The 23374-nt window shown below is 68.4% G+C and carries 20 protein-coding genes and 1 pseudogene; 12 read left to right on the top strand and 9 right to left on the bottom strand.

All coding sequences use genetic code 11. The features are described 5' to 3' along the window. Positions 1 to 512: zinc transporter (locus HMPREF3165_RS06140; RefSeq protein ID WP_083303225.1), on the top strand; the 512-nt coding region annotated here is incomplete at its 5' end. Positions 513 to 739: 227 nt separating this feature from the next. Here HMPREF3165_RS06140 and HMPREF3165_RS06135 read toward each other — a convergent pair. From HMPREF3165_RS06135 to HMPREF3165_RS06115, 5 genes are all read right to left on the bottom strand, one after another. Next, a complete protein-coding gene (locus HMPREF3165_RS06135; protein ID WP_083303224.1) occupies positions 740 to 2425 on the bottom strand; it encodes an ABC-2 family transporter permease in 1686 nt (561 codons plus the stop codon). Then, positions 2422 to 3213 (bottom strand): ABC transporter ATP-binding protein, encoded by a 792-nt coding sequence (locus tag HMPREF3165_RS06130; RefSeq protein ID WP_004564889.1) that lies wholly within the window; start codon positions 3211 to 3213, stop codon positions 2422 to 2424. The genes HMPREF3165_RS06135 and HMPREF3165_RS06130 overlap by 4 nt, the downstream gene beginning before the upstream one ends. Positions 3214 to 3311: 98 nt before the next feature. After that, a complete protein-coding gene (locus HMPREF3165_RS06125) occupies positions 3312 to 4079 on the bottom strand; it encodes a response regulator (protein ID WP_004564890.1) in 768 nt (255 codons plus the stop codon). Beyond that, positions 4076 to 5464 carry a sensor histidine kinase gene (locus tag HMPREF3165_RS06120; protein WP_070511566.1) on the bottom strand — a complete coding sequence of 463 codons (1389 nt, stop codon included), beginning with the start codon at positions 5462 to 5464 and terminating at the stop codon, positions 4076 to 4078. The genes HMPREF3165_RS06125 and HMPREF3165_RS06120 overlap by 4 nt, the downstream gene beginning before the upstream one ends. After that, positions 5457 to 6629, bottom strand: a complete 1173-nt coding sequence (locus HMPREF3165_RS06115) for a DUF3866 family protein (protein ID WP_070511564.1) — start codon at positions 6627 to 6629, stop codon at positions 5457 to 5459. The genes HMPREF3165_RS06120 and HMPREF3165_RS06115 overlap by 8 nt, the downstream gene beginning before the upstream one ends. Before the next feature lie 68 nt (positions 6630 to 6697). On the opposite strand from HMPREF3165_RS06115, the gene HMPREF3165_RS06110 reads away from it, so the two are divergent. From HMPREF3165_RS06110 to HMPREF3165_RS06070, 9 genes are all read left to right on the top strand, one after another. Then, positions 6698 to 7744, top strand: a complete 1047-nt coding sequence (locus tag HMPREF3165_RS06110; protein WP_176747009.1) for a helix-turn-helix transcriptional regulator — start codon at positions 6698 to 6700, stop codon at positions 7742 to 7744. A gap of 2 nt (positions 7745 to 7746) precedes the next feature. Then, positions 7747 to 8763, top strand: coding sequence for a helix-turn-helix transcriptional regulator (locus tag HMPREF3165_RS06105; protein WP_070511561.1), 1017 nt, complete (start codon positions 7747 to 7749; stop codon positions 8761 to 8763). 111 nt (positions 8764 to 8874) lie between these two features. Then, a complete protein-coding gene (tatA, locus tag HMPREF3165_RS06100) occupies positions 8875 to 9135 on the top strand; it encodes a Sec-independent protein translocase subunit TatA (RefSeq protein ID WP_070511558.1) in 261 nt (86 codons plus the stop codon). Positions 9136 to 9180: 45 nt separating this feature from the next. Next, on the top strand, positions 9181 to 10002 hold the full coding sequence (gene tatC / locus HMPREF3165_RS06095; RefSeq protein ID WP_070511557.1) for a twin-arginine translocase subunit TatC: 822 nt from the start codon (positions 9181 to 9183) through the stop codon (positions 10000 to 10002). 49 nt (positions 10003 to 10051) lie between these two features. Further along, positions 10052 to 11023, top strand: coding sequence for a diacylglycerol/lipid kinase family protein (locus tag HMPREF3165_RS06090; RefSeq protein WP_070511555.1), 972 nt, complete (start codon positions 10052 to 10054; stop codon positions 11021 to 11023). Between the two features lie 21 nt (positions 11024 to 11044). Then, on the top strand, positions 11045 to 14005 hold the full coding sequence (locus HMPREF3165_RS06085; protein ID WP_070511554.1) for a DEAD/DEAH box helicase: 2961 nt from the start codon (positions 11045 to 11047) through the stop codon (positions 14003 to 14005). Positions 14006 to 14063: 58 nt separating this feature from the next. Then, the gene (locus HMPREF3165_RS06080; RefSeq protein ID WP_070511552.1) at positions 14064 to 14981 is read left to right on the top strand and encodes a DUF808 domain-containing protein; all 918 of its coding nucleotides are present in this window, start codon (positions 14064 to 14066) and stop codon (positions 14979 to 14981) included. A 58-nt stretch (positions 14982 to 15039) separates the two neighbouring features. Beyond that, positions 15040 to 16677, top strand: coding sequence for an apolipoprotein N-acyltransferase (gene lnt, locus HMPREF3165_RS06075; protein ID WP_070511550.1), 1638 nt, complete (start codon positions 15040 to 15042; stop codon positions 16675 to 16677). A 66-nt stretch (positions 16678 to 16743) separates the two neighbouring features. Beyond that, the gene (locus HMPREF3165_RS06070) at positions 16744 to 17583 is read left to right on the top strand and encodes a polyprenol monophosphomannose synthase (RefSeq protein ID WP_009406341.1); all 840 of its coding nucleotides are present in this window, start codon (positions 16744 to 16746) and stop codon (positions 17581 to 17583) included. A gap of 6 nt (positions 17584 to 17589) precedes the next feature. Here the strand turns inward: HMPREF3165_RS06070 and HMPREF3165_RS06065 are convergent, their stop codons facing one another. Continuing rightward, a complete protein-coding gene (locus tag HMPREF3165_RS06065; protein WP_010615210.1) occupies positions 17590 to 17949 on the bottom strand; it encodes an RNA polymerase-binding protein RbpA in 360 nt (119 codons plus the stop codon). Between the two features lie 223 nt (positions 17950 to 18172). On the opposite strand from HMPREF3165_RS06065, the gene HMPREF3165_RS06060 reads away from it, so the two are divergent. Beyond that, positions 18173 to 19294 carry a 6-phosphofructokinase gene (locus HMPREF3165_RS06060; RefSeq protein WP_070511548.1) on the top strand — a complete coding sequence of 374 codons (1122 nt, stop codon included), beginning with the start codon at positions 18173 to 18175 and terminating at the stop codon, positions 19292 to 19294. A gap of 33 nt (positions 19295 to 19327) precedes the next feature. Here HMPREF3165_RS06060 and HMPREF3165_RS06055 read toward each other — a convergent pair whose 3' ends face one another. Continuing rightward, the gene (locus HMPREF3165_RS06055) at positions 19328 to 20059 is read right to left on the bottom strand and encodes a uridine kinase family protein (RefSeq protein ID WP_004564904.1); all 732 of its coding nucleotides are present in this window, start codon (positions 20057 to 20059) and stop codon (positions 19328 to 19330) included. Positions 20060 to 20102: 43 nt separating this feature from the next. Here HMPREF3165_RS06055 and HMPREF3165_RS12855 point away from each other — a divergent pair, with 43 nt between their 5' ends. Continuing rightward, positions 20103 to 20414 carry a YciI family protein gene (locus tag HMPREF3165_RS12855; RefSeq protein ID WP_004564905.1) on the top strand — a complete coding sequence of 104 codons (312 nt, stop codon included), beginning with the start codon at positions 20103 to 20105 and terminating at the stop codon, positions 20412 to 20414. Positions 20415 to 20424: 10 nt separating this feature from the next. Here HMPREF3165_RS12855 and HMPREF3165_RS06050 read toward each other — a convergent pair whose 3' ends face one another. Together HMPREF3165_RS06050 and HMPREF3165_RS06045 are read right to left on the bottom strand one after the other, a co-directional pair. Then, entirely contained in the window at positions 20425 to 20973 is a 549-nt protein-coding gene (locus HMPREF3165_RS06050; protein WP_070511547.1) for a GNAT family N-acetyltransferase, read from the bottom strand. Continuing rightward, positions 20960 to 23367, bottom strand: a pseudogene (locus HMPREF3165_RS06045) (ATP-binding cassette domain-containing protein). Before HMPREF3165_RS06045 ends, HMPREF3165_RS06050 begins: the two are co-directional and overlap by 14 nt. Positions 23368 to 23374: the final 7 nt, after the last annotated feature.

Below are 23374 nucleotides of genomic sequence, written 5' to 3'. Positions count from 1 at the left end.
ACCGCCCCGGCCAGCCCGACCAACCCACCAACACTGGCGGTGGTGGCCGTGCGGTCACGATCACCCCCCGCCAGGCCGCCACGCTGATCGCCTCCGGCTCGGGCATCACGCGTCAGCCCCCGGGTCCCAAGGTCATCATCTCCAAGGCCTTCATCGTCTACACCAACCCCGCCGTGCGCTACCAGACCACCACCATCCTGGGCACCTCCATCGAGGTGGAGTTCACCCCCGTCTCCTACACCTGGGGCTGGGGAGACGGCACCACGACAACCACCACCGACCCCGGAGCCCCCTACCCCCACCAGACGGTGACTCACCACTACCAGCACACCGCCACCGGGGTGACCACGACTCTGACCACGACCTGGACCACGAGGTTCCGCCCCGCCGGCGAGAGCCAGTGGCGGCCCATCGAGGGCACCATCACCACCACCGAGACCTCCACCCCCTACGACCTGGTCCGCGTCATCACCTACCTCACCGACGACGCAGAAGAAGCCCAAGGCCACTAATAACCCCCAACACCCAGCACACGCGGCCGCACCTCAGACCACCAGCTCGACCGGCGAACGGTGTCACAAACGGCGACTTTTAGGGACGAGCCAGACTCATGGACATCACGCCCCGGTGCATATGCGCAGGTCAGAGCCCTACAGCCCCGGGGACTCCAGCCGATGGACGGCCTAAAAGTCGCCAAACATGACACCGAGGGAGCACGGCGCACCGACAACACCCCCACTCAGTCCCGGATGGCGGCACGCCGGGCACCTAGTACCGCTGTCCCCATCGCCACCGATCCGATAAGCAAGCTGAGGACGACGATCGTCAGCCAACGCTCGGGGAACTGGTGAGCGATACTCATCCAGCCCCAGGGGGCCAGCCGCCACAGCCAGGTGGCCGCCAAGACCTCGTTACCGCCGATGAGCAGCCCCATGATGACCAGGATGATATTGAGGACGATCGCCACGACGATCCGGGTGCTCAGAGCCACCGCCAGGCTGACGGCCGCGATCATGAAGGCAACGGCCGGCATCACCATGAACCCGTAGACCGGGCCGGTCACCGCCGGCAGGGTCGGGTCGGTGCGGGTCAATGTGTCGCCCAGGACTGTCATGCCCCAGGAGGCACCCAGCACCGGGATGAGGAACAACCCACTCAGGACCGCAGCTGAGGTCAGGATGGCCCCGGCACCTCGGCGGGTGATGAGCGCACGCCAGGCAGGTTGGAGACGTCCCCACACCGTGATGCCGACGAGGGCCGCGGCAACCGGCACTCCCATGAGCTCGAGGAAGCTCTGCCCGTACCCGGGTGGATACACGGTGTGGAGGACTCCCAGGAAGGCGAGCAGCAGGACCGCCAGGACCGCCCACACGATCCAGGGCAGAACGCCGGCCATCGCCAGGACGGCACTGCGCGGCCCGGGAACACGGGCCATACGGGTGGTGGGCGTGGCTGGGCGAATCGGGATGCCTCGGGGCAGCGACATCGTAACCTCCACCGGGGCCTGTTCCGAGACGGTCTCCGACTGATCGTCAGCGGCATCCCTTCCGCCGGGAAGCAGCCTGCTGAGCCGGGAAACCGACGACGCCGAGGACCCGGCACCGCCGGAAGCCCCGCAGAGTACGGCCAGTCCGACGCCGACCAGGGTCAGGCCGATCGTCAGCAGGAACCCGGGCAGGAGCGGGTAGCCCCACACCGGTGAGTCCGCCTCGAGCAGCACGCTGCTGCCGTGAACGCCCAGCAGGGGCAACGGGACCCTCGCCGTCCAGGCCCACGGGAGCATCCACCAGTTGCTCCGCTCGGCCTGGACCACGCCCGCCACGGACCAGACGAAGCCGAGGACAGGGGCGACCCCTACGGAAACAACTCGCAGCACGTGGAAGGCTGCCATGCCCCAGGCGCAGGCGCCGGTGACGACGATCCACATGTAGGTGGCGAACAGCAGGTACCGGTCCCAAGGACCCCAGCCGTTGCCGACGATGAGGGCGTGCCCCACCACCGGGGCGACCAGCGCCACCTGGCAGGCCAGCGCGGACAGGCTCAGGACCACGAGGCGGGCACCCGCCACCCGGCGCGGCGCGACGGCGCGCCATGCCGTCCCACCCTGACGCCACCGCTGCTCACGCCACTGGGCCATCGCCCCGGTCAGCAGCCCCAGAGGCACCGCGAAGCCCCCGGCATACATGTGCATCCACGCCAGGGCATTGCCGTTCCACTGGAGCTCCGTGACCACTCCTGAGGAGATTGAGGCGTTCGCCAGGATGATGGTGTGAACGGTGAAGATGAGAGTCGCCCCGATCACGCCCCAGGTGAAGGTGCGCCGACTGCGGGTGAGCTCGGCGCGCACCAGGTCCCACAGGCCTACTCTCACCTTTGCCGTCCTCTGTGCCTTCATCCGGGTCTGCGGCTGCACAACGGAACTCATGCGCGCACCTCCGTCCGGGCAGGGCGACCGCTTCCGGTGACTGCCGCCAGGAATGCCGCCTCCATGGCCCGTTCGTCGTCGGCGTCGGCGAAGTCGGCCAGCGGCCCCTCGTAGACGAGGCGCCCGGTCGCCAGGACCCCGATATCGTCACTCATGCGGGCGATCTCCCCGAGCTGGTGGCTGGAGACGACGACGGTGCGTCCCTCGTCGGCCAGGTTCCGCACGAGATCGCGCAGCTCGATAATGCCCTGGGGATCCAGCCCGTTCTGAGGCTCATCAAGGATGAGGACCTCCGGGTCGGTCAGAAGCGCCATGGCCAGGGACAGGCGCACCTTCATGCCGGTGGAGAAGGAGCCGGCACGCTTTCTGCCGACTCCAGCCAGCCCGACACGCTCCAGGAGCGGGGCGATGGCCTGCGGCGAGGTACCGGTCAGACGGCAGTGGACGAGCAGGTTGCGTCGCGCGGACAGCTGGGGAAAAAGGGCGGGGCCGTTAATGGAGGCACCCACCCGTGCCAGGCTGCGACGGGAGAACGGAGCCCCCTGAATCTCCACACGCCCGGCGTCGGGTGTGAGCAGCCCCAGGGCGATGTTGAAGGCGGTCGACTTGCCCGCCCCGTTGAGGCCGAGCAGCCCGTAGACACGGCCGGAATAGGCCGACAGGTCCAGATCGGCAAGGACCTTCTGGCGGCCGAAGGACTTCGAGACCCCCGTCAGTCTCAGCCCGGGGGTGTGACCGGCGCCGTGGGTGGGAGAGGAGGGAAGTGATGCTGTTGCGGTGGCTGTCATGGCCCCATGCTCCTGCGCACCAGTACCTCACCGGATCCCCACCAGGGATACAGTCCGCATCCGCTCCCACACTCCCGTCTCCTCCCTGGGGAGGAGAGCTACCGCGGCTGGACGAGCCCCGTAGTCAGGGCGTAAATGACGAGCTCGACCCGGTTGTGGCAGCCCGTCTTACCCAGGATCGTCTTGACATGGGACTTGACCGTCGACTCAGCCACATGGAGCCGCTCACCGATACTGGCGTTACTCAGCCCCTGGCACACCAACGCGAGTACAGCGTCCTCCCGACCGGTGAGCGCCTCGTAGGGACCCGACGGCGCCCCCACAACGGGCACGGCCCCATCGGTCGGTGCCGACGGGGAGGCCGGCGGGGAGGCCGACGACGGCGGGGCACCAGGACCGGTACCTGCATCAAGGTGCGCCAGAACGGTTCCGGTGACGGCCGGATCCAGCCAGGACCCTCCGCCGGCGACGACGCGGATCGCCTCCAGCAGCGTCGTCGGCTCAGCGTCCTTGAGGAGGAAGCCGTGGGCGCCGGCACCCAGGGCCGCCAGGACGAGGTCCTCATCATCGAAGGTGGTCAGGACCAGGACCCGCAAGGCGGCGGTAGCAGGTGTCACACGCAGCTCGCGAATGGCACTGATCCCGTCCAGGACCGGCATCCGCAGATCCATGAGCACAAGGTCGGCCCCTCCGTGGGGACCGGTGGCTCGAGCGGTCAAACCCTCGACGGCCTGACGCCCGTTGACGGCCTCCAGAACCACCTCCATGTCGGGCTGTGCGGCCACGAGAGCACTGAAGGCACTGACCAGCAGCGGCTGATCGTCGACAACAGCCACCCTGATAACACCGGTTGTCCTGGTCGTCATCTGCAGTCTCCTGATTCAGTCTCGCCGGCCGTCATGGCGCTCGCGGGCAGGTCGAGCGGCGCCACCGGGAAGTCGACGTCAATGGTGAAGAAGCTGTGGTCCCCGTTGTTGTGGACGCCGTGGGTCATGGTTCCGCCCACGAGCCTGAGCCGCTCCTCGAGGCCGACGAGTCCGCTGCCACCGAAGGGGGAGTGCTCTGCGACGTCCGGCACCGGGTTGGCGACGTGAAGGTGGCAGGAGTCCTGCGACAGTGTCAGGCTCAGCTCGATCTGGCCGGTTCCGTGCCTGACGGCGTTGGTGAGGGTCTCTCCTACCAGACGCACGAGGGTGAGGCGTTGTATCGCAGACCACGCCGAGTTGCACCGCTCCAGGACCTCCGGTTCGGGAAGCACGGCGCTGATCCGGCTCCCCGAGCTGCGAGTGGTCTCGATGAGGGCGGGGATGGTCCGCAGGTCCGCCAGGGGAGTGATCTCGCCGGCGTCGGAGCGCAGCACGGAGACGAGCTGGCGTACGGAGGCCAGGGAGGCATCGGCCGTGTCACGCACCGTGGTCAGCGTGCTGCGCAGCCGTTCCTCGCCTCCCAGGGCCAGGCCGGTGGCGGCCTGCACCTTGATCGTGGTGAGGCTGTGGCCCACCAGGTCGTGGAGCTCTCGGGCCAGGCTCAGGCGCTCGGCCGCAACCGCCTGGGCCGCGGCGATGCCGACGTCGAGGGCCTGGTTCTCGGCGATTCGGCGCCGGGAGGAGGCCAGCAGGTAGGTGAGTACCACGGCACCGACGAAGACCAGGCTGGAGAGTGCTCTGACCAGGAGGATGGTTCCGTCCCAGCCGGAGCCTGTCGTCGGGTCGGCGTCTGATTCGTAGGGCGGGGTATAGGAGGCGAGGGTAACGGGGTTGACCAGGGCGCCGGCCAGAGCCAGCAGGAGTGCCGCCGTGCCCCAGCGCCGGTCGGGCTCCCAGCGGGTGACGGTGTAGAGACTAGTGATGGCCGTGGCGATGATCGGGTTGAGGCCGAGGTTGACGGGGGAGAGGACCACGAGGATCGCGTAGGCCGCCAGCAGGGCGTAGGTCGCGATGAAGGAGACACGCAGGAGACGCAACCGTCCGAACTGCGTCAGCGCCAACGCCAGACACAGGGCGAAGTCCGAAACATAGATGGCATAGCCGCCGAAGCGCAGGATGAAGGTGACCGACTCCAGTGCGAAGGCGAGGAAGACGGCCCCCAGGGCGAGATCCACGACCGGGATCGAGTAGTGTGCCCAGCGGCCTCTTCGCCCCGGCACCATGCGGTGACGGGCCTGCCAGTCGTAGGCCGCTGACAGACTCGCTGTCGTCGGCAGCGCTGCGCCGCGGGCTGCGGCCTCCAGTCGGCCGTCTCGATCAGCCATGTGCCGTTCCTTCGTCAAGGATATGGCGCGCGTGGCGACCCGCCGCCGCTGCGGCGATGAAGGCGGCTGCGTCCTCATCCAAACCTCGTCGCATGGTGGACAGCCTGACCCCGGTCTGCGCCTCTGCAGCCCGCAGCAGCTCCAGGAGCCCGTCGGCGGGAACCTCGACGAGTCGGTGCTGCCCGGCGCCCGGCCGGGGCGCGCACAGAGCCTCGGCCTCCCGACGCACCTGCACCCCCAGCGGCCCCTCCAGGCCGGGGACGACGACGTCGGCCCCCGCCAGCGCGACTCGCCCGTAAGCCGTCATCGAGTGGTGGGACACGCCCCTGTGGCGGGCACGGGGATCGGCGTCGGAGACACGCAGGCAGGCCACCGGGTGTCCGCCCAGCGTGGCGATGGCGTTGATCGCGTCCCCGCAGGCCACTCCGGAGAAGCCCCAGGGCGTCTCGGTGCCCAGGTTCCCGGGCCCCTGGATGACGACGGCGGCGTCGGCGCGCAGGACGTGCCGGGCCGCCAGGAGCGCGTTGTGGACGCTGACTGCCTCGATGTCGCCGCCCCAGGCCTGGCCGGCCGTGATGGTCCCGGCCAGCCACCCGGCCCGGCTCAGGGTGGCAACAACACGTGAGTAGGCCAGGGGCAGGGCCCCGCCGTCGGTCATGATGTAGGCGACGCGCGGCTGCTCCTGGCCGTCAGGGGAGCGCAGCCCGGCGAGCACCGCCGGCAGGCTCGAGTGCAGGTCGGCCACCACCACCGGCATCCCCTCCAGGTCCAGGCTGCCGATCGGCTGGCACAGCAGACCGTGGTGGGCTGTGCCCTGCTCGTCAACGCCGGTGACCATGACCTGGTCCGGCATGTAGCGGGCCTTGACCAGATGCCCCTCGCGCGGCGGGTCAGGCGGAAGGACGTCCAGGCGAGAACTGACCATGGCGTGCCCGCCCGTGCCCAGGGCGCGGTCGAGGGCTGAGACCTCCAGCCTCACCCGCTCGGCGGCGCCGGGCAGCCCGGTGAGGGCCTCGTAGGCGACCGCGCGGATCCGCTGGCCGGGCAGCAGGGCATTCGCACCACTGGGAGCCCCGACGATCTCCACGTCCAGCTCGGCGCAGGATCGCCCCGCGGGTCCCCATGCCGTCCTGGTCCCGGTCACTACGCCGTCGCGCCACATCATGGCGGCAGACTATCCGGGCGCGCGCGTCACCAGCCGCAGGCCACCGGATTCTCCTACGCTGGGGCACCGTGAGCCAGCCGACCCGTAGCACCGAGGAGCGTCTGGTGAGCCTTCTGCTCACCTTGCGCAACACCACCACTGGTCTCAGTGCCGAGGAGCTCGTGGCCAGTGTGCCGGGATACGGCTTGGCGGACCCCTCCACGAATCCGCTCTCGGCTCGCCGCAAGTTCGAGCGGGACAAGGACACGCTGCGCGAGCTCGGTATCGAGGTGACCACCACCGGACGCCCCGAGGAGCCCCGGTACCGGATCATCGAGGAGGACTACATCCTTCCCCCGCTGCACCTGAGCGCCGAGCAGGCCGCCTGCCTGGGCCTGGCTGCATCCGCCTGGCGCGACGGCGATCTTCCCGCCACGGCCCGGCGGGCCCTGACCAAGCTGCGCGCCGTCAGCGAGGGACCGACCGGAAGCGGCTCCGCCAGCCTGCCGGTCCTCACTGCGGACCTGTCCGGTGAGGAGATCCCCGAGGAGCTCATCACCGCGGTCGACGAGCGCCGCCTGGTCACCTTCGACTACGTCTCGGCCCGCTCGGGCAGCACCCGGGCCCGCACTGTCGAGCCGCACCACCTGCGCCTGGCCGAGGGCGCCTGGTACCTCGACGCCGTCGAGCCGGCAGGTGCCCACAGCCCAGACGCCAGCAGACAACCGGAGGAAGCGGAAGGAACCGCCGTCAGGCTGCTGACCTTCCGGCTGGCTCGCATCACCGGCTCAGTCACCGTCCATGGGAGCCCCGGAGCCTTCACCCGGCTTCCCGCCAAGGCGCCCAGCCGCTGGCGTGCACTGCTCGCCGCCCTGCCGGGGCGGGCTCTGGGACTGCGTCTGGCCGGAGCTCACCTCGATCCGGTTCAGGCCCTGCAGGCAGAACTGCCTGCTCTGCCCGCGCACCTGGAAGGCCGTGATCTCATCGCTGTCGAGTACGAGGATCCCTTCTCCTTCGCCGGGACCGTGGCCGCTCTTGGCGATGCAGTTGTCGTTCTCGTCCCTGACTCCTTGCGCCAGGCGGTCCTGTCCCACCTGCAAGGCGCGGCTGGGCTCGCGGCACCGGAGGGGGAGTGAGGATGGCTCGCGTATCCGCCTCCGACCAGCTCACGCGACTGCTGGCGCTGCCAGCCTGGGTTGCGGAGCACCCCGGCGTGACCGTCGCGGAGGCCGCCAAGCACTTCGGCGTCACCCGGGCCGTCATTGAGCGCGACGTCAACACGCTGTGGGTCTCCGGCTTGCCCGGCGGCATGCACGGGGACCTCGTGGACTTCGACGCCGCGGACTTCGAGGCCGGGCGCCTGCGCCTGTCCGAACCGCTGGGGCTGGACCGCCCGGTTCGCCTCACCCGGCAGGAGGCGATCTCTCTGCTCATGGCACTCAGGGTGCTCGCCGACCTCCTGGCCGACGACGACGCCTCCGCACCCGTCATCGCCTCCACCCAGCAGGCGGTGACCGCCCTACTCAGCTCTAGCGCCTCCACCGAGGACTCCAACGCGCGCGCCGATCCGGGAACCGTCACCACCACCGGCCCAGGGCCCGCACACGCCAGACGCTCCAGCCATGCGTCCCGGATCCTGGCCGTTGTGCGCTCCGCCCTGCGCGACGGACGCCGCCTCCACCTGGTCTATGTCTCCGCCACCGACACCCCTTCGGAGCGAGACGTCGATCCCATCACGCTGGAAAGTGATGGATCACATATGACGCTGGTGGGCTGGTGCCTCAGTGCCCAGGCCGAGCGCAGCTTCCGCCTGGACCGGATCACCGCGGCAGAGGCGCTCGACACCCCGTCCGTGCGGCACCGCGCCTCACGCAGAAGGAACCAGCCCAAGGCCGATCACTGCGCGGGGAACAGACCTCGTGCCACGCTGGTTCTCCAACCGACGGGCCGCTGGCTCGCCGAGCAGATCCCGTGCCTCTCCCAGGAGGAGACCGCAGACGGCAACCTTCAGGTGGTCGTCGAGGGACGCGACCGCGCCTGGCTCATCGGCCTGGTCCTCTCAGCGGGGCGCCATCTCGTGGCGGTGGAGCCCCAGGACCTCGCCCAAGAGGCGGCAGCAGCAGCCAAACAGGCTCTGACCTCATACAACTGCTAAGTCCTGACCCGTCCGCCTTGGGGAGAACCATCAGGACCCTCGTTCTGAGGCGCCCTCCCGGGAGGCTACACTCAGCCCGTATCGATAGCGCCTACCACAAGGAGCAGCGCCGTGAACCTCTTTAAGCCGTCGCACATCATCTTCCTGCTCATCGTCGTCATCCTGCTGTTCGGCTACAGGAAGCTGCCTGACATCGCCCGCAGCGTGGGCCAGTCCATGAAGGTCTTCAAGAAGGAGGTCAAGGAGCTGCGCGACGACGACTCCAAGGACCCCCAGGCTCAGATTCAGCAGCCGCAGGAGGGCACCTACTACACCGAGCCCACCCAGTCCGGCCAGACCGCTCAGAGCGCCGAGGGCTCATCCCAGAAGTGATGTCATCCGGCCAGAGCCGGTGACCTGCAGATGAAGGAGGCCGCGGTGCCCAAGCTCCCTCAGATCAAGCGATCGAGGCGCAAGGACAACCCCGAGGCGCGCATGTCCATCGGGGACCACCTGCGCGAGCTGCGCCAGCGTCTCTTCGTCTCCGCCGCGGGCGTCATGGTGATGACGGTCGTCGGTTACCTGGTCTACGAGCGGGCCTTCGCCCTCATCACCCGCCCCATCGAGCAGGCCAATGCCAAGGGCGCGCACCTCACTCTCAACTTCGACACGATCCTGGCCTCCTTCGACATGAAGCTCGAGGTGTCGATCTGGCTGGGCATCCTGTTCTCCTCCCCGCTGTGGATGTACGAGTTCTGGGCCTTCGTGGGACCGGGCATGACCCGCAAGGAGAAGGCATACACCTGGGCCTACGGCACGGCCGGCCTGTTCCTCTTCCTCGCCGGCGCCGGCCTGGGGATCTGGGTGATGCCGCACGCGGTCTCCATCCTCACCAGCTTCATCCCTGACGGCCCCACTGCCGGAGTGATCGGGGCGAATCTCTACCTGTCCTTCGTCATGAGGCTGGTCCTCGTCTTCGGGATCGCCTTCCTCCTGCCCGAGCTCCTCGTCGCCCTCAACATGCTCGGGCTCATGCAGGGAAAGACCATGCTCAAGGGCTGGCGCTGGGCCATCATGGGCATCGTCACCTTTATGGCCATTGCCAACCCGCTGCCTGATCCATGGTCGATGGTCTTCATGTCCGTTCCCATTGCCGGCCTGTACTTCCTGGCCTGCTTCATCTCCATCAGGCATGACAAACGGGTGGAGAAGAAGCGCGCTGAGCTCGACGCCGAGCTCGAGGCCGCCCTGGCCGAGTAGCCGGGTGCTTCACCCCGTCCCTGCCTGACTTGTCCCACCTTTTCCTTCGATGCGTATCGCTCTGCTGTCCAACCCCTCTTCGGGACGAGGACGTCATGCGGCCGCCGACGACGTCGCCCGCCGGATCCTCACCGAGGCCGGTCACGAGGTCCTCCACGTGCGTGGCAGCTCCTACGAGCAGGCGCGTGACGCAGGACGGGCCCTCCTGGGGGACGAGCCGCATCGGAATGTTGAGGCACTGGTGGTCGTCGGCGGGGACGGCATGGTCCACCTGGGGGTGGATATCGTCGCTACGACGGGTGTGCCCCTGGGCATCGTGGCCACCGGCACCGGTAACGACATCGCCCGGCACTTCGGTCTGCCCAGCCGGGACGCGGAGGCCTCCGCCCGCCTCATCAACCAGGCGCTTTCCGGGAAGGGCGCCATCACGGCGGTGGACGCGATCTACGCCTCACGCCCCGACGGCACTCTGCTCGCCCCGCAGCGTCGCTGGTCCCTGGCCGTGGTCAGTGCCGGGGTGGACGCCGCCGTCAACGCCCGCGCCAACACCCTCTCCTGGCCGGCCGGCGAAGGACGTTACGTGCGCGCCTTCACCGCCGAGCTCGCGACGCTGGCGCCTTACGGTTACCGGGTCACCACCGACGAGGGCACCTGGGAGGGGCCGGCGCTCCTGCTGGCGGTGGCCAATACCCGTTACGTCGGCGGCGGCATGGACCTGGCGCCCCAGGCCGACCCCACCGATGGCCTGCTGGAGGTGCTGCGCCTGGATCCCGTGGGCCGCACCCACCTGCTCGTCCTCTTCCGCCGGCTCTTCCGCGGCACGCACCTGACCGACCCGGCCGTCCACGTCGAGCGCAGCCGCACCGTCACCATTGAGGCGCTCACTGAGCGAACCGGCCGTGATCGGGGCCTGCGCCCGCCTCCTCACCCCTTCGCCGACGGCGAGCCCCTGGCCGAGCTGCCCCTGCGCCTTGAGGCCGTCCCCGACGCCGTCCGGCTGCTCCTACCGGCTCCGGGCTGATCGGGCCCGTAGGGTGTTGCCATGAGCTCACCAGCCGAGCGCTATGCCGCATCTCGACGTCGTCAGGCCGCCTCCAGCAGTGAGCTCGCCCGCTTCGCCCAGGGCTACGACTTCCCCCTCGATCCCTTCCAGGAGGAGGCCTGCGGAGCCGTCGAGAGGGGAGACGGCGTCCTGGTCGCCGCCCCGACGGGTGCCGGCAAGACGGTGGTGGGGGAGTTCGCCGTGCACCTGGGCCTGGTCCGGGGGCTCAAGACCTTTTACACCACACCCATCAAGGCGCTGAGCAACCAGAAGTATCTGGACCTCGTGGCCCGGCACGGTCAGGAGCGGGTGGGGCTGCTGACCGGTGACACCTCCGTCAACCCTCACGCGGACGTGGTGGTCATGACCACCGAGGTGTTGCGCAACATGCTCTACTCGGGCTCGCGTGACCTGGACCGGCTGGGCTTCGTCGTCATGGACGAGGTCCACTACCTGGCCGACCGCTTCCGCGGGCCGGTGTGGGAGGAGGTCATCATCCATCTGCCCACCGAGGTCCAGGTGATCTCCCTGTCTGCCACGGTCTCCAACGCCGAGGAGTTCGGCGACTGGCTCGGCCAGGTGCGCGGCAGGACCACCGTCGTCGTCTCCGAGGAGCGCCCCGTCCCGCTGACTCAGCACATGATGGTCGGTCGCCGGCTGTTGCCGTTGTACTCCCACCCCGCGGATACGGCTGAGCAGTCCGACCAGCTCGACCAGTCCGAGCAGCCCGAGCTGGAGCAGCAGGCGGAGCGGACGGGACAGCCCCCGCTCAACCCCGAACTGCTCAAGGCGGTCAAGCAGGCTCGGCGTGCCGCCGCCTCCGGAGGTGGCTCCAAGAATGGCTACCGCGGCCGCGGCGGCGATTCGGCCCGAGGGCCGCAGCCCTGGAAGCGCTCCGCCCGAGGCGGACGGGCGCCTCGCCGTGGCGAAGGAGGGGCCCGCACGGCCAGGTTGAAGCCGCCCTCCCGACTGCAGGTCGTCACGGCCCTGGAGGGGGCGCGCCTGCTGCCCGCGATCGTCTTCGTCTTCTCTCGAGCGGGCTGCGAGCAGGCCGTCCACCAGGTGGTCAGCGCCGGGGTGGACCTGACCACCGAGGCCGAGGCGGCCCGAATCCGGGAGTTCATCGAGCGGCGCACGGCCGACATCCCCTCCGGCGACCTGGGGGTCCTCGGCTTCCACTTCTGGGCCCACGCCTTGGAGCGCGGCGTCGCGGCCCACCACGCGGGGCTGCTGCCGGTGTTCAAGGAGACGGTGGAGGAGCTCTTCAGCGCGGGCCTGGTCAAGGTCGTCTACGCCACCGAGACCCTGGCGCTGGGCATCAACATGCCCGCCCGCACCGTGGTCCTGGAGTCGCTGCGCAAGTGGAACGGCTCGGCCCACGTCACCCTCAGCCCAGGGGAGTACACCCAGCTGACGGGGCGGGCCGGGCGCCGCGGCATCGACGTGGAGGGCCACGCCGTCGTGCTGGCGGCCGACGACGTCGAGCCGGCCACGGTCTCCTCGCTGGCCTCCCGGCGCACCTACCCGCTAGTCTCCGCCTTCCGTCCGACCTACAACATGGCCGTCAACCTGCTTGAGCGCATGCCGCGGATGCGGGCGCGCGAGGTGCTCGAGCAGTCCTTCGCCCAGTTCCAGGCCGACCGTGGGGTCGTGGAGCTGGCTGCTCAGGCTCGCCGCAAGCGCCGCAGCCTGGAGGGCCTGGAGAAGGACATGACGTGCCGTCTGGGTGACTTCCGCGAGTACGCCTCCCTGCGCCAGGCCATTGCCGACGCCGAGGCGGACCTGTCGCGGGACAAGTCCGCGGCGCGCCGCAGCGAGACGGGACGGACCATGAGCTCACTGGGACGCGGTGACGTCATCGTCTTCCGCAAGGGGCGACGCCGCCGCCACGGCATCGTCCTTCAAGTCGGTGCCGACCGGACCGGGACCCCCACCATCACGGTGCTGGGGGAGGATGCGCGAGTCGTCGCCCTGACCCCGGACACGGCACCGGACGGGGTGATGCGCGTGGGCGCGCTGCGGGTGGCGGACTCGGTGGACCCGCACCGGCCCCGGGACCGGGACCGGCTCGTTCAGCGTCTGGTCGACGCACTGCGTGCCGGGGACCTGGAAGGGAGCGGCAAGCGCACACGCACTCGCTCCAGCCGCGCCCAGGCCCGCCGAGACAGCGCGATCGAGAACCTCGAGCGACTGCGCCACGAGATGCGCTCCCACCCCTGCCATGGCTGCCCCGACCGGGAGGAGCACGCCCGGGTGGGCCGCAAGTGGTCCAGGGCCAAGGCCGAGGCCGAGCGCCTTCAACGGCGTATCGAGACCCGCACCGGCACCATCGCCCGCCTCTTCGACGCCGTCTGCGAGGTCCTGCTCGAACTGGGCTATCTGCACCCTGTGGACCGGGGCCACCCGGAGCGCGAGCTGCGGGTCACCGGTGCCGGCAAGGTCCTGGCCCGGATCTACGCCGAACGGGACCTGCTCATCGCCGAGTGCCTGCGCACGGGAGTCTTCGAGGACCTCAGCGCCGCGGAGCTGGCCGGGGCACTGAGCGCCTGCGTCTACGAGCCGCGACTGAGCGCACAGTCGATCGGGCTGCCCGTGACGCCCGGCTCCAGGCTCGGCCAGTGCCTGCGCGCACAGCTGGGGGTCTCACACCGAATCCACGACCTGGAGTCCTTGGCCCGCATCGAGGCCTCCTCGGGCGCGGAGCCGGCACTGGCAGGGGCCGTCCAGGCCTGGTGCGACGGCGCGCAGCTGGCGGACATCCTGGACGCCACGGAGCTGACGGCCGGGGACTTCGTGCGCTGGTGCAAGCAGCTGCTTGACGTCGTCGGGCAGATCGCGAGCCTCTCACCGCCACCGGATGCCACCCCCGAGCAGGCCAGGGCGGTCACCGACCTGTCGATGCGCGCCGCCGAGGCCTCCCTGGATCTCAATAGGGGAGTGGTGAGCTGGTCGGCCGTGTGACGCGGCGGCTAGTACTCTCGTTCCAGCCGATACTCCGGACGACAGGACTCATGCCCCTATGTCAGGCTTCTTCGCCCTTCTCGACGACATCGCCACGCTCGCCAGACTGACGCTGTCCACCGTTGACGACACGGCCTCCATGGCTGTCAAGACCTCGGCGAAGGTCTCGGCTGCCGCCGTCGACGATGTCGCCACCACCCCCCAGTACGTCACCGGCATCACCCCGGACCGGGAGCTGCCGATCATCAAGAAGATCACGCTGGGCTCGCTGCGCAACAAGCTCCTCATCATCCTGCCGATCGGCCTGCTGCTGACGGCCGTGGCGCCATGGCTCCTGCCGGTGGCGCTCGTCATCGGTGGCGCCTACCTGTGCTTCGAGGGCGGGGAGAAGATCCTGGAGCGCTTCGGCGGCGCTGCTCACGTCGAGGAGGAGTCCGGTCCGATCGACGAGGCCCAGATCGTCCGTCAGGCCATCACCACGGACTTCGTCCTATCCACTGAGATCATGCTGCTGGCCCTGGCCGAGGTGGAGGGGGAGTCCTCCATGCGGCGCATCATCGTGCTGGTCCTCATCGCCCTGCTCATCACCTTCGCCGTCTACGGCCTGGTGGCGGCTCTCATCAAGCTCGACGACGCCGGCGCGCACCTGGCCGGACAGGGCCGCACCGGCGCCATCCGCTCGATGGGCCGCGCGATCGTGACGTCTGCGCCGGCCCTCTTCCGCGGCATCGGGATCATCGGGACCGTGGCGATGCTGTGGGTGGGCGGCCACATCCTGGCGGCCAACCTCGCCAAGGTCGGATTCCACCCGCTGCACCACGCCATCGAGTGGGCCGAGGAACTCACCCACAACCCAGTCCTGTCCTGGATCACCGGAACAGCCATGTCCTGCCTCATCGGAGCCGTCATCGGCACCCTGCTGGCCCTGGCCTGGCGGCCCGTGCATCACGCTCTGGCCCGCCGTCACAAAGGTTAACTATCAACGTACCCGTATGCTTCACCGCGTGACAGTGCCCTCTCGGTTGCCCTCCCGGATGCTCTCTCGTTCCCCCGGCTGGCTTCGTCGATCAGCCCCGGCGGTGGTGGCGCTGCTGGCGGGGCTGGCCACCTACGCCGCCTTCCCCCCGGTGAACCTGTGGTGGTCAGCCCTCATCGGGGTCGGGGCCTTCATGCTCCTGATCCGCGGCCGCCGCTTCTGGGCGGGCACCGGTCTGGGACTGCTCTACGGCTTCGGCCTGTTCACTCCTCTGCTGCACTTCACGATGGTGGGCATGGGCAACCCGATCGGCTGGATCGCGCTGACGCTCTTCGAGTCCCTCTACCTGGCCGCACTCGGCGGGGCCTGGTCCCTGGTGAGCCGTCTCCCGCTGCTGCAGGGAGCCGCCCGACGAGGGCGGCTCGCGCGGCGTGTGCCGGCCGGCGCGGCCGACGTGCTCTTCTTCGCCCTGCTGTGGTCCGGGATGGAGGAGCTGCGCTCGGTGTGGCCGCTGGGCGGTTTCCCCTTCGGACGCCTGGCCTTCGCCACGGCGGATGCCCCTGTCCTGCCGGCGGCGGCCTATGTCGGCAGCGCCGGGGTGGGGCTGCTGGTGGCACTGGCGGCCGCATGCCTCGCCCATGCAGCTCGATCCGTCTACGAGCGCCGCGCGATGCCGGTCCTCGCCTGCGCAGCAATCGCAGCGGCTGTGCTCGTTGCGCCGCGGACACTGCCCCTGGAGACACGCGCTGAGAACGGTACCGTCCGGGTCGGAGCCGTCCAGGGCAATGTGGCCACCGACTTCGAGGACGCCTTCAACCGGGCCCTGGAGGTGACCGGCAACCACGCCAAGGCGACCAAGCAGCTGGCCGCCGACGTGGGCCCCGGCAGCCTCGACATGGTCATCTGGCCGGAGAACTCTGCGGACCTGGACCCTCGCGACTACCCGGCCTCGGCGAGCATTGTCAATGAGGCCGCCCAGGCGGTCCAGGCGCCGGTGCTCGTGGGTGCGGTTCCTGTTGTCGGCGACATCCGCTACAACGACGTCCTCATCTGGAATCCCGGAGACGTCTCGGGCAAGACGGCTCATCCTTACTACCGCAAGCACCGGCCCGTGCCCTTCGCGGAGTACATCCCCTCCCGTTCCCTGGTACGTCACCTGACCACCCAGGTCGACCGGGTCGGCATCGACATGCTGCCCGGCACCGGCCCCAGCACACTGACGGTTCCGGCCGTCACCCAGGGCCGGGACGTCACCTTCGCCATGGGCATCTGTTTCGAGGTCGCCTACGACGACGCCCTGCGCACCGGCGTCGAACAGGGCGGGCAGGCGATCATCATCCCAACGAACAACGCCTCTTTCCTCGACTCCGGCGAGGCGGCCCAGCAGCTCGCCCAGGGCCGTGTCCAGGCGGTGGTCCACGGCCGCAGCGTCATCCAGGCCTCCACCGTCGGCTACACCGCGATCATCAATCCCCGCGGTGAGGTCAAGCAGGTCACCCGGCCCTACACCCAGGCGAGCCTCGTGGCCGACGTTCCGCTGCGCAGCTCGCAAACCGTCGCCGACCGGCTCGGTGCCGCCCCCGGCATCATCCTGCTCGCCGGTGCAGGCCTACTAGTGGGAGCCGGTATCCTGAGCCGGCTGCGCTCAGGGCGGAAGGCAGTGGCTGCGGCCGGGGATCGCCGGCGCCGCCGCTGATCTCAGATAACCTCAGGGCGCCGCCACTAGCCTCGGCGCCACACGACCCCAACCTTGGAGACTGAAGTGAAGGCACTCGTCGTCATCCCCACCTACAACGAGATCGAGTCCCTGCCCACGGCACTGGACCGGGTCCGCGAGCACGCTCCTGAGGCCGACATTCTCGTCGTCGACGACGGTTCCCCCGACGGCACCGGCGACTACGCCGACACCCGTGCCGACGAGGACTCCCACATCCATGTCCTGCACCGCTCGGAGAAGAACGGGCTGGGCCCGGCCTACCTCGCCGGGTTCTCCTGGGCACTGGCCGCCGGCTACGAGCTCATCGTGGAGATGGATGCCGACGGCTCCCACCGCGCCGAGGACCTGGCCCTGCTCATTCAGCGCGCTGAGATGGCAGACGAGCCGGACCTCGTCATCGGCTCGCGGTGGGTCTCCGGCGGCGCCACCGAGGGCTGGGACGCCAAGCGCGTGGCCCTGTCCAAGGCCGGGAACCTCTACATCAACGCCATGCTGGGGCTGCGCGTCAAGGACGCCACCGCGGGCTTCCGGGTCTTCCGCGCCTCGATCCTGCGCCGCATGGACCTCGGGAAGGTCGAGGCCCTCGGCTACGGATTCCAGGTCAACATGACCAAGCTGGTTGACGAGATCGGCGGACGCATCGTGGAGATGCCGATCACCTTCTTGGAGCGGGAGGCCGGGCAGTCCAAGCTCTCGGGGGGTATCTTCACCGAGGAGCTGTCCCTGGTGACCCGCTGGGGTGTGGCCAAGCGCTCCGGCCAGCTGCTCGATGCGGCCAAGGTCGCCGGGAGCAGGCTGCGCGCTGCCCGCGACAAGCGCCGTCGGGCCGCCGCCGGGTACCAGCAGCAGCGTCCGACGAGCTCATCGCGGCAGAAGCGCTCCTGACGGCTTTCAGCCGCTGACCCGCTCGCGGTAGACCTCACCGCTGCGCAGCGCCTCGAGGCGCTCGTTGAGGAGAACCTCGAGCTCATCGACCTTGCGGCGCTCCAGGAGCATGTCCCAGTGGGTGCGCGGGGTCTTCTTGGGCTCGTCGGGCTCGGGCTCGTCCTCGCCGCGCCGGGCGGCGAGCTGGCCGCACTCGGGGCACTCCCAGGTGGGAGGCACCTCGGCCTCGGTGGACATCGGGATCCTGGTGACGTGCGCCATCGGGCACTCGTAGCTGACGATCATCCGCTCGGCGAACTCGACGCCGTCCTCCGACTCCATCGACTTCGCGCCAATGGTCATGCCTCGCAGTGCGCGGTCTGCCATGCTTGTGGTCTCCTTGTGGCTCGTCTTTCGTCGTGTCCCGGTTCTGATGGGTTCCCACTGGGTTCCCCGGCATCGACGCGATCAGGGTAATGATGATACCGGTTGGCGTCTAACGCGGCGGCGTCGACCCGGATCAGCGACCAGCCTGCCTCTCATCGCCGGAATCAGCGGAATCGGCGCCTACAGCCTGTGCGGACCAGCGGGGACCGGCATACTTGGCTTCATGGTTCAGCGCATCGGCATTCTCACGGCGGGCGGCGACGCCCCGGGACTCAACGCGGCGATCCGAGGTTTCGGAAAGGCGGCGATCCAGCAGCACGGCTGGGAGCTCGTCGGCTTCCGGGACGGCATGCGCGGCCTGGCCGAGAACCGCTTCACTGAGCTCGACCCCGCCGCCCTGTCCGGGATCCTCACCACCGGCGGGACCATGTTGGGAACCAGCCGGGACAAGGTGCATCGGATGATGGTGGACGGCGAGCCCCGGGACATGGTGCCTACCATCGTGGACAACTGTGAGAAGGACGGGATCGACGCCCTGGTCTGCCTCGGCGGGGGCGGGACCGCGAAGAACGCCAAACGCCTCATGGATGCTGGCCTGAACGTCATCCACCTGCCCAAGACCATCGACAACGACATCGTCCACACCGACTCCTCCTTCGGCTTCGCCACGGCTTTGGAGATCGCCACCCAGGCCGTGGACCGCCTGCACTCGACGGCGCACTCCCATCACCGCATCATCCTCACCGAGATCATGGGGCACCGAGCCGGCTGGCTGGCCCTGGGCGCCGGTATCGCAGGTGGGGCGGATGTCATTCTGCTGCCGGAGATTCCGTACTCGGTGGACGCGATCGCGGACAAGATTGAGCGGCGCCGCTCCCACGGGTCGTCCTTCTCCGTGGTGGCCGTGGCCGAGGGGGCGCTGTCAGTGACGGATCACGCCGAGCTGGAGCACGCCCGCGCCCTGGTCAAGGACGCTTCCAGCCCCGAGCGCAAGGCGATGGCCAAGCGTGGCGTCAAGCGTCTGGAGGCCTCTCACCGCGCCAACACCTTCACCCTGGCCGAGCAGTTGGAGAGCCTGACCGGGCTGGAGGCGCGCGTGTCCATCCTGGGATACGTCCAGCGCGGCGGCTCGCCCTGCGGAGCGGATCGTCTGTTGGGCACGCGCCTGGGCGTGGCCGGAGCCAACGCGATTGCGGAGGGCCACTTCGGAGTCATGGTCGCCGACCGCGGTCACGGCACGGAGCTGGTGCCACTCAAGGAGGTGGCCGGACGCACCAAGTTCGTTCCGGCCAACCACGAGTGGATCCAGGCCGCTCGCGCGGTGGGGACGGCGCTGGGGGACTGAGAGCCCACAGTCTGCGGCGGGCGGCTGTGCGCCTCAGCGGGCCAGGAGCGGCCCCGGAGTCCAGGCGATCTCTCCCGGCTCCACGCCGGCCGGGGCGTCCCCGGAGACGATGACGTCGGCGCGCCGCCAGGGACGGTCCTTGGCGAAGAAGAGGCGCTCGCCGGCCATCCACCAGTGCCAGAAACGCACCGACTCCTCGGCGTCGCCGTTGACTCCCTCGGCGATGTCCCGCTTGATGCCGCGGCTTTCAGCGACGTCGTCGCTGGTCTGGACCCACACGTGTGCGTCAATGAGGCTGCGGACTGCCGCCAGGCCGGCCCCGGTTCCCTCGACGAAAACCACGGGGGAACCGGCCGGGATCCGGATGGATCCCTCGCGTCCGTGCTCGCGCCACTTGTCCGGGACCAGGTCGAGGCTGCCGGCCCGACGCAGCTGAGTCAGGGTGTCGACGTACAGCTGGTCCCAGTCATAGAGCGGCTCGTTCCAGATGAGGTCGTCCAGGTGAAAGGCTTGCGCGCCGGGGACGGCTGCGGCCAGCGCCGTGGTGAGCGTGGTCTTGCCCGATCCGCCCCTCCCGTCGACAGCGATGATCGCCGGCCGCCCCTGGGGCGTGCCGACAAGGCTCAGCAAGTGCGCAACGAGCTCGTCGGTGGCACTGACCCGCCACCGAGTGACAGCGGGCTCCTCCGACTGGAGCTGGATGGAGTCAGTGTCACTGACCTGACAGAAACGACTACCGTCAACAGCACTCTGATTTTTATTCATGTAATATCCCTCCTTGAATGCCAGTCAGTGATATCATGTCATCATGGCACACTTTCTTATTCTTGATATCACGTACACGCAAGGCGCCGAAGCTGTTGACCCTTACCTGGAGGATCATCGCCGGTACCTTACTCGCCACTACGAAGACGGAAGATTCCTGGCCAGCGGTCGCAAGGATCCCAGAACAGGCGGGATCATCATCGCCGTCGGTACGCGCGACGAGGTTTCAGAAATCGTGTCCGAAGATCCTTTCGTAGTGAATGGTGTCGCAGAGTATGCCATCACCGAATTTATTCCAACAATGACAGCACCCGATCTTGAAAATTATCGAGAAGTTTTGTGGACAACAAAATGAACTCCTCAATTCATTGCAGAGAACGGCTCATGAGGGTCAGGTCGAGGATCTGACCATGCTTCTCGCCGGCCTGCGGGACAGTGCCGACAGTGGTGAAACCATAGCGCTCATGCAGGCGCACCGAGGTGGCGTTACCCGCCTCGATCAGGGCGATCATGGTACGGTCCCCGGCCCGCCGTGAGGCCTCGATGAGGGCGGCGAGGAGCCTGGCTCCCAGCCCTTTCCCTTGAGCCGACGGGCTGAGGTAGATCGAGTCCTCAACGGTACGGGCGTAGCCCTCGTAGGAGTGCCAGGGGCCGGCCACTGCGAAGCCGACGACGTCCTGCGGCTCACCGCTGACGTGGGCGACGAGAGCGGTTCCGCGCTGCACCATGGGCGCCAGCCAGGCCTCGGCCCCAGCATGGTCCTGCTCGATGCTGGTCCAGATGGCCAGAGACTCCCGCACGGCGGCGTTGCGGATTTGGCGGATCGCGGGGGAGTCCGCCATCGTTGCCGGACGGATCCGGTAGGGACGTGCCGCGTCGGCACGTCCATCATCCTGCGCCTCACTCGGGAGCATGGTCGTTGCCCTCCTCGACGTACCGGGCAAGGTACTGCCCCGTCAGTGTGCTTCGCTCCGCCACCATATGCGCCGGCGTTCCGGTGAACACGACCCGGCCGCCGTCATGGCCCGCTCCAGGGCCGAGGTCGATGATCCAGTCGGCGTGCGCCATCACGGCCTGGTGATGCTCAATGACGACGACGGTGCGGCCGCCGTCCACGAGGCGGTCCAAGAGCATCAGCATGGCCTCGATGTCGGCCGGGTGCAGTCCGACGGTCGGCTCATCGAGCACGATGATGCGGCCTTCCTGGCTCAGGTGGACGGCGAGCTTGAGCCGCTGACGCTCACCACCGGACAAGGTGGTCAGGGCCTGGCCGAGGTGGAGGTAACCGAGCCCCACATCCGTCAGTCGTGACAGGATCCTGGTGGCCGCGGGGACACGAGCCTCACCCTGAGAGAAGAAGGCCAGCGCCGCCTCGACGCTCATGTCCAGGACATCGGCGATGCTGCATCCAGCGAGGCGGTAGGCGAGCACCTCGTCCTTGAAACGGCGCCCTTCACAGGCCTGGCATTGGGACTCCACAGTCTCCATGAAGCCCAACTGCGTCTCTATGATTCCCGTTCCGGCACACACCGGGCAGGCCCCGTCTGAGTTCGCCGAGAAATGCGCAGGTTTCGCACCCTTGTCCTTATTGGCTGTGGCAAAGGCTTTGCGAACAGGGTCGAGCAGTCCGGTGTAGGTGGCGGCATTCGAGCGCCTGGAGCCTTTGATCGGTGCCTGGTCGACCGTCACCACGCCGTCGATGGGGGAGAGGTGGCCGTGGATGAGGCTCGACTTGCCGGATCCGGCGATTCCAGTGATGACGCTGAGAACTCCCAGGGGAATATCGACGTCGATGTCGCGAAGATTGTTCGTGCTGGCGCCGCGAATCTCGATTGTTCCCGTGGGGGAGCGGTGGTCGTTCTTGATCCGCCCCGGTCCGCCAGATAGCGTCCGGTAAGAGTGTCGGAGCCGCGCAGCTGCTCGACCGTTCCCTCGAAGCAGATCCGACCTCCTCGGGTTCCCGCCCCCGGCCCCATGTCCACCACGTGGTCGGCTATCGAGATGGTCTCGGGTTTGTGCTCGATGACGAGCACGGTATTTCCTTTGTCCCGCAGTGACAGCAGCAGCTCATTCATCTGGTGGAGGTCATGCGGGTGCAGTCCGATACTGGGCTCGTCGAAGACGTAGGTGACGTCAGTGAGGGCCGAGCCCAGATGGCGCACGAGCTTGGTGCGCTGGGCCTCGCCGCCTGAGAGCGTCGAGGCCGGACGGTCCAGTGACAGATAGCCCAGTCCAATGCGTACAAAAACCTCCAGCATGTGCTTTAGATTGTCCAGCAGGGGAGCGGCATCGGCCAGAATTCCCTGAAGACGAGCGATCCACTGCACCAGATCCGAGATCTGCATGGCGCAGGCATCAGCAATGGATACTCCGTCGATCAAACAGGTGCGGGCAGGTTCGGACAAACGGGTTCCATGGCACTGCGGGCAGGTCCCGAAGACGACGGCCCGTTCCACGAATGAGCGAATATGAGGCTGCAGCGCCTGCGGTTCCTTGGACAGGATCGACCGTCGTATTCTCAGGACGAGTCCCTCATAGGTCACATTGATGCCGCCAACCTTGATCTTCGTGGGCTCCTTGTAGAGCAGATCGTCTCGCTGCCGAGGCGTGAAGGCAGCCACCGGCACATCTGGAGGGAAGAGGCCGGATTCAGTGAAGCTGCGCACCTGCCAGCCGCCGGCTGCGTATCCGGGGACGGTGATCGCCCCGTCTTTCAGGGAGAGCGTCTCATCGAGCACCTGCGTCAGATCGATGTCTGAGACCTGACCCATGCCTTCGCAGGCAGGGCACATCCCGCCTTGAACGGTGAATGTCTTGCGCTCGACGATCTTGCGGTTGCCGCGCTGTGTGGTGAGCGCACCACCACCGGTGACGGACGGGACGTTGAAGGCGAAGGCCTGAGGCGAGCCGATGTGGGGCGCGCCGTGCGTCGAGTACAGGACTCTCAGGAGGGCTCCGACGTCGCTGACGGTACCGAGGGTTGAACGCGGGTTGGATCCCAGGCGCTCCTGGTCCACGATGATCGCCGGCGTCAGCCCTTCCAGACGGTCGACGTCAGGACGCGCGCCGGCGTCCATGAAGCCCTGGACGAAGGCCGGGTAGGTCTCATTGACCAGACGGCGCGACTCGGCGGCGATCGTGGCAAAGACGAGCGAGCTCTTGCCTGAGCCCGACACGCCGGTGAAGACCGTCAGCCTGCGCTTGGGGATGACGACATCGACACTGCGCAAGTTGTTCTCACGAGCCCCGACGACACGGATGACGTCATGCGCATCGGCGGGGTTGTTTCCTGCAGTCCGTCCAGTCACACGCACC

It is taken from the genome of Actinomyces sp. HMSC08A09, from assembly GCF_001807465.1.
In the GTDB taxonomy this organism is placed as follows: domain Bacteria; phylum Actinomycetota; class Actinomycetes; order Actinomycetales; family Actinomycetaceae; genus Actinomyces; species Actinomyces oris.
This window is presented reverse-complemented; position numbering and strand designations above follow the sequence as displayed.

Bases quoted from the DNA above. Each gene is read 5' to 3' on its own strand.
- HMPREF3165_RS06125 (WP_004564890.1), bottom strand. From the start codon at position 4,079: ATGACGACCAGGACAACCGGTGTTATCAGGGTGGCTGTTGTCGACGAT.
- HMPREF3165_RS06105 (WP_070511561.1), top strand. From the start codon at position 7,747: ATGGCTCGCGTATCCGCCTCCGACCAGCTCACGCGACTGCTGGCGCTG.
- lnt (WP_070511550.1), top strand. From the start codon at position 15,040: ATGCTCTCTCGTTCCCCCGGCTGGCTTCGTCGATCAGCCCCGGCGGTG.
- HMPREF3165_RS06080 (WP_070511552.1), top strand. From the start codon at position 14,064: ATGTCAGGCTTCTTCGCCCTTCTCGACGACATCGCCACGCTCGCCAGA.
- HMPREF3165_RS12855 (WP_004564905.1), top strand. From the start codon at position 20,103: ATGGCACACTTTCTTATTCTTGATATCACGTACACGCAAGGCGCCGAA.
- HMPREF3165_RS06065 (WP_010615210.1), bottom strand. From the start codon at position 17,949: ATGGCAGACCGCGCACTGCGAGGCATGACCATTGGCGCGAAGTCGATG.
- HMPREF3165_RS06120 (WP_070511566.1), bottom strand. From the start codon at position 5,464: ATGGCTGATCGAGACGGCCGACTGGAGGCCGCAGCCCGCGGCGCAGCG.
- HMPREF3165_RS06085 (WP_070511554.1), top strand. From the start codon at position 11,045: ATGAGCTCACCAGCCGAGCGCTATGCCGCATCTCGACGTCGTCAGGCC.
- HMPREF3165_RS06090 (WP_070511555.1), top strand. From the start codon at position 10,052: ATGCGTATCGCTCTGCTGTCCAACCCCTCTTCGGGACGAGGACGTCAT.
- HMPREF3165_RS06115 (WP_070511564.1), bottom strand. From the start codon at position 6,629: ATGATGTGGCGCGACGGCGTAGTGACCGGGACCAGGACGGCATGGGGA.
- HMPREF3165_RS06055 (WP_004564904.1), bottom strand. From the start codon at position 20,059: ATGAATAAAAATCAGAGTGCTGTTGACGGTAGTCGTTTCTGTCAGGTC.
- HMPREF3165_RS06050 (WP_070511547.1), bottom strand. From the start codon at position 20,973: ATGCTCCCGAGTGAGGCGCAGGATGATGGACGTGCCGACGCGGCACGT.
- HMPREF3165_RS06060 (WP_070511548.1), top strand. From the start codon at position 18,173: ATGGTTCAGCGCATCGGCATTCTCACGGCGGGCGGCGACGCCCCGGGA.
- HMPREF3165_RS06135 (WP_083303224.1), bottom strand. From the start codon at position 2,425: ATGAGTTCCGTTGTGCAGCCGCAGACCCGGATGAAGGCACAGAGGACG.
- HMPREF3165_RS06130 (WP_004564889.1), bottom strand. From the start codon at position 3,213: ATGACAGCCACCGCAACAGCATCACTTCCCTCCTCTCCCACCCACGGC.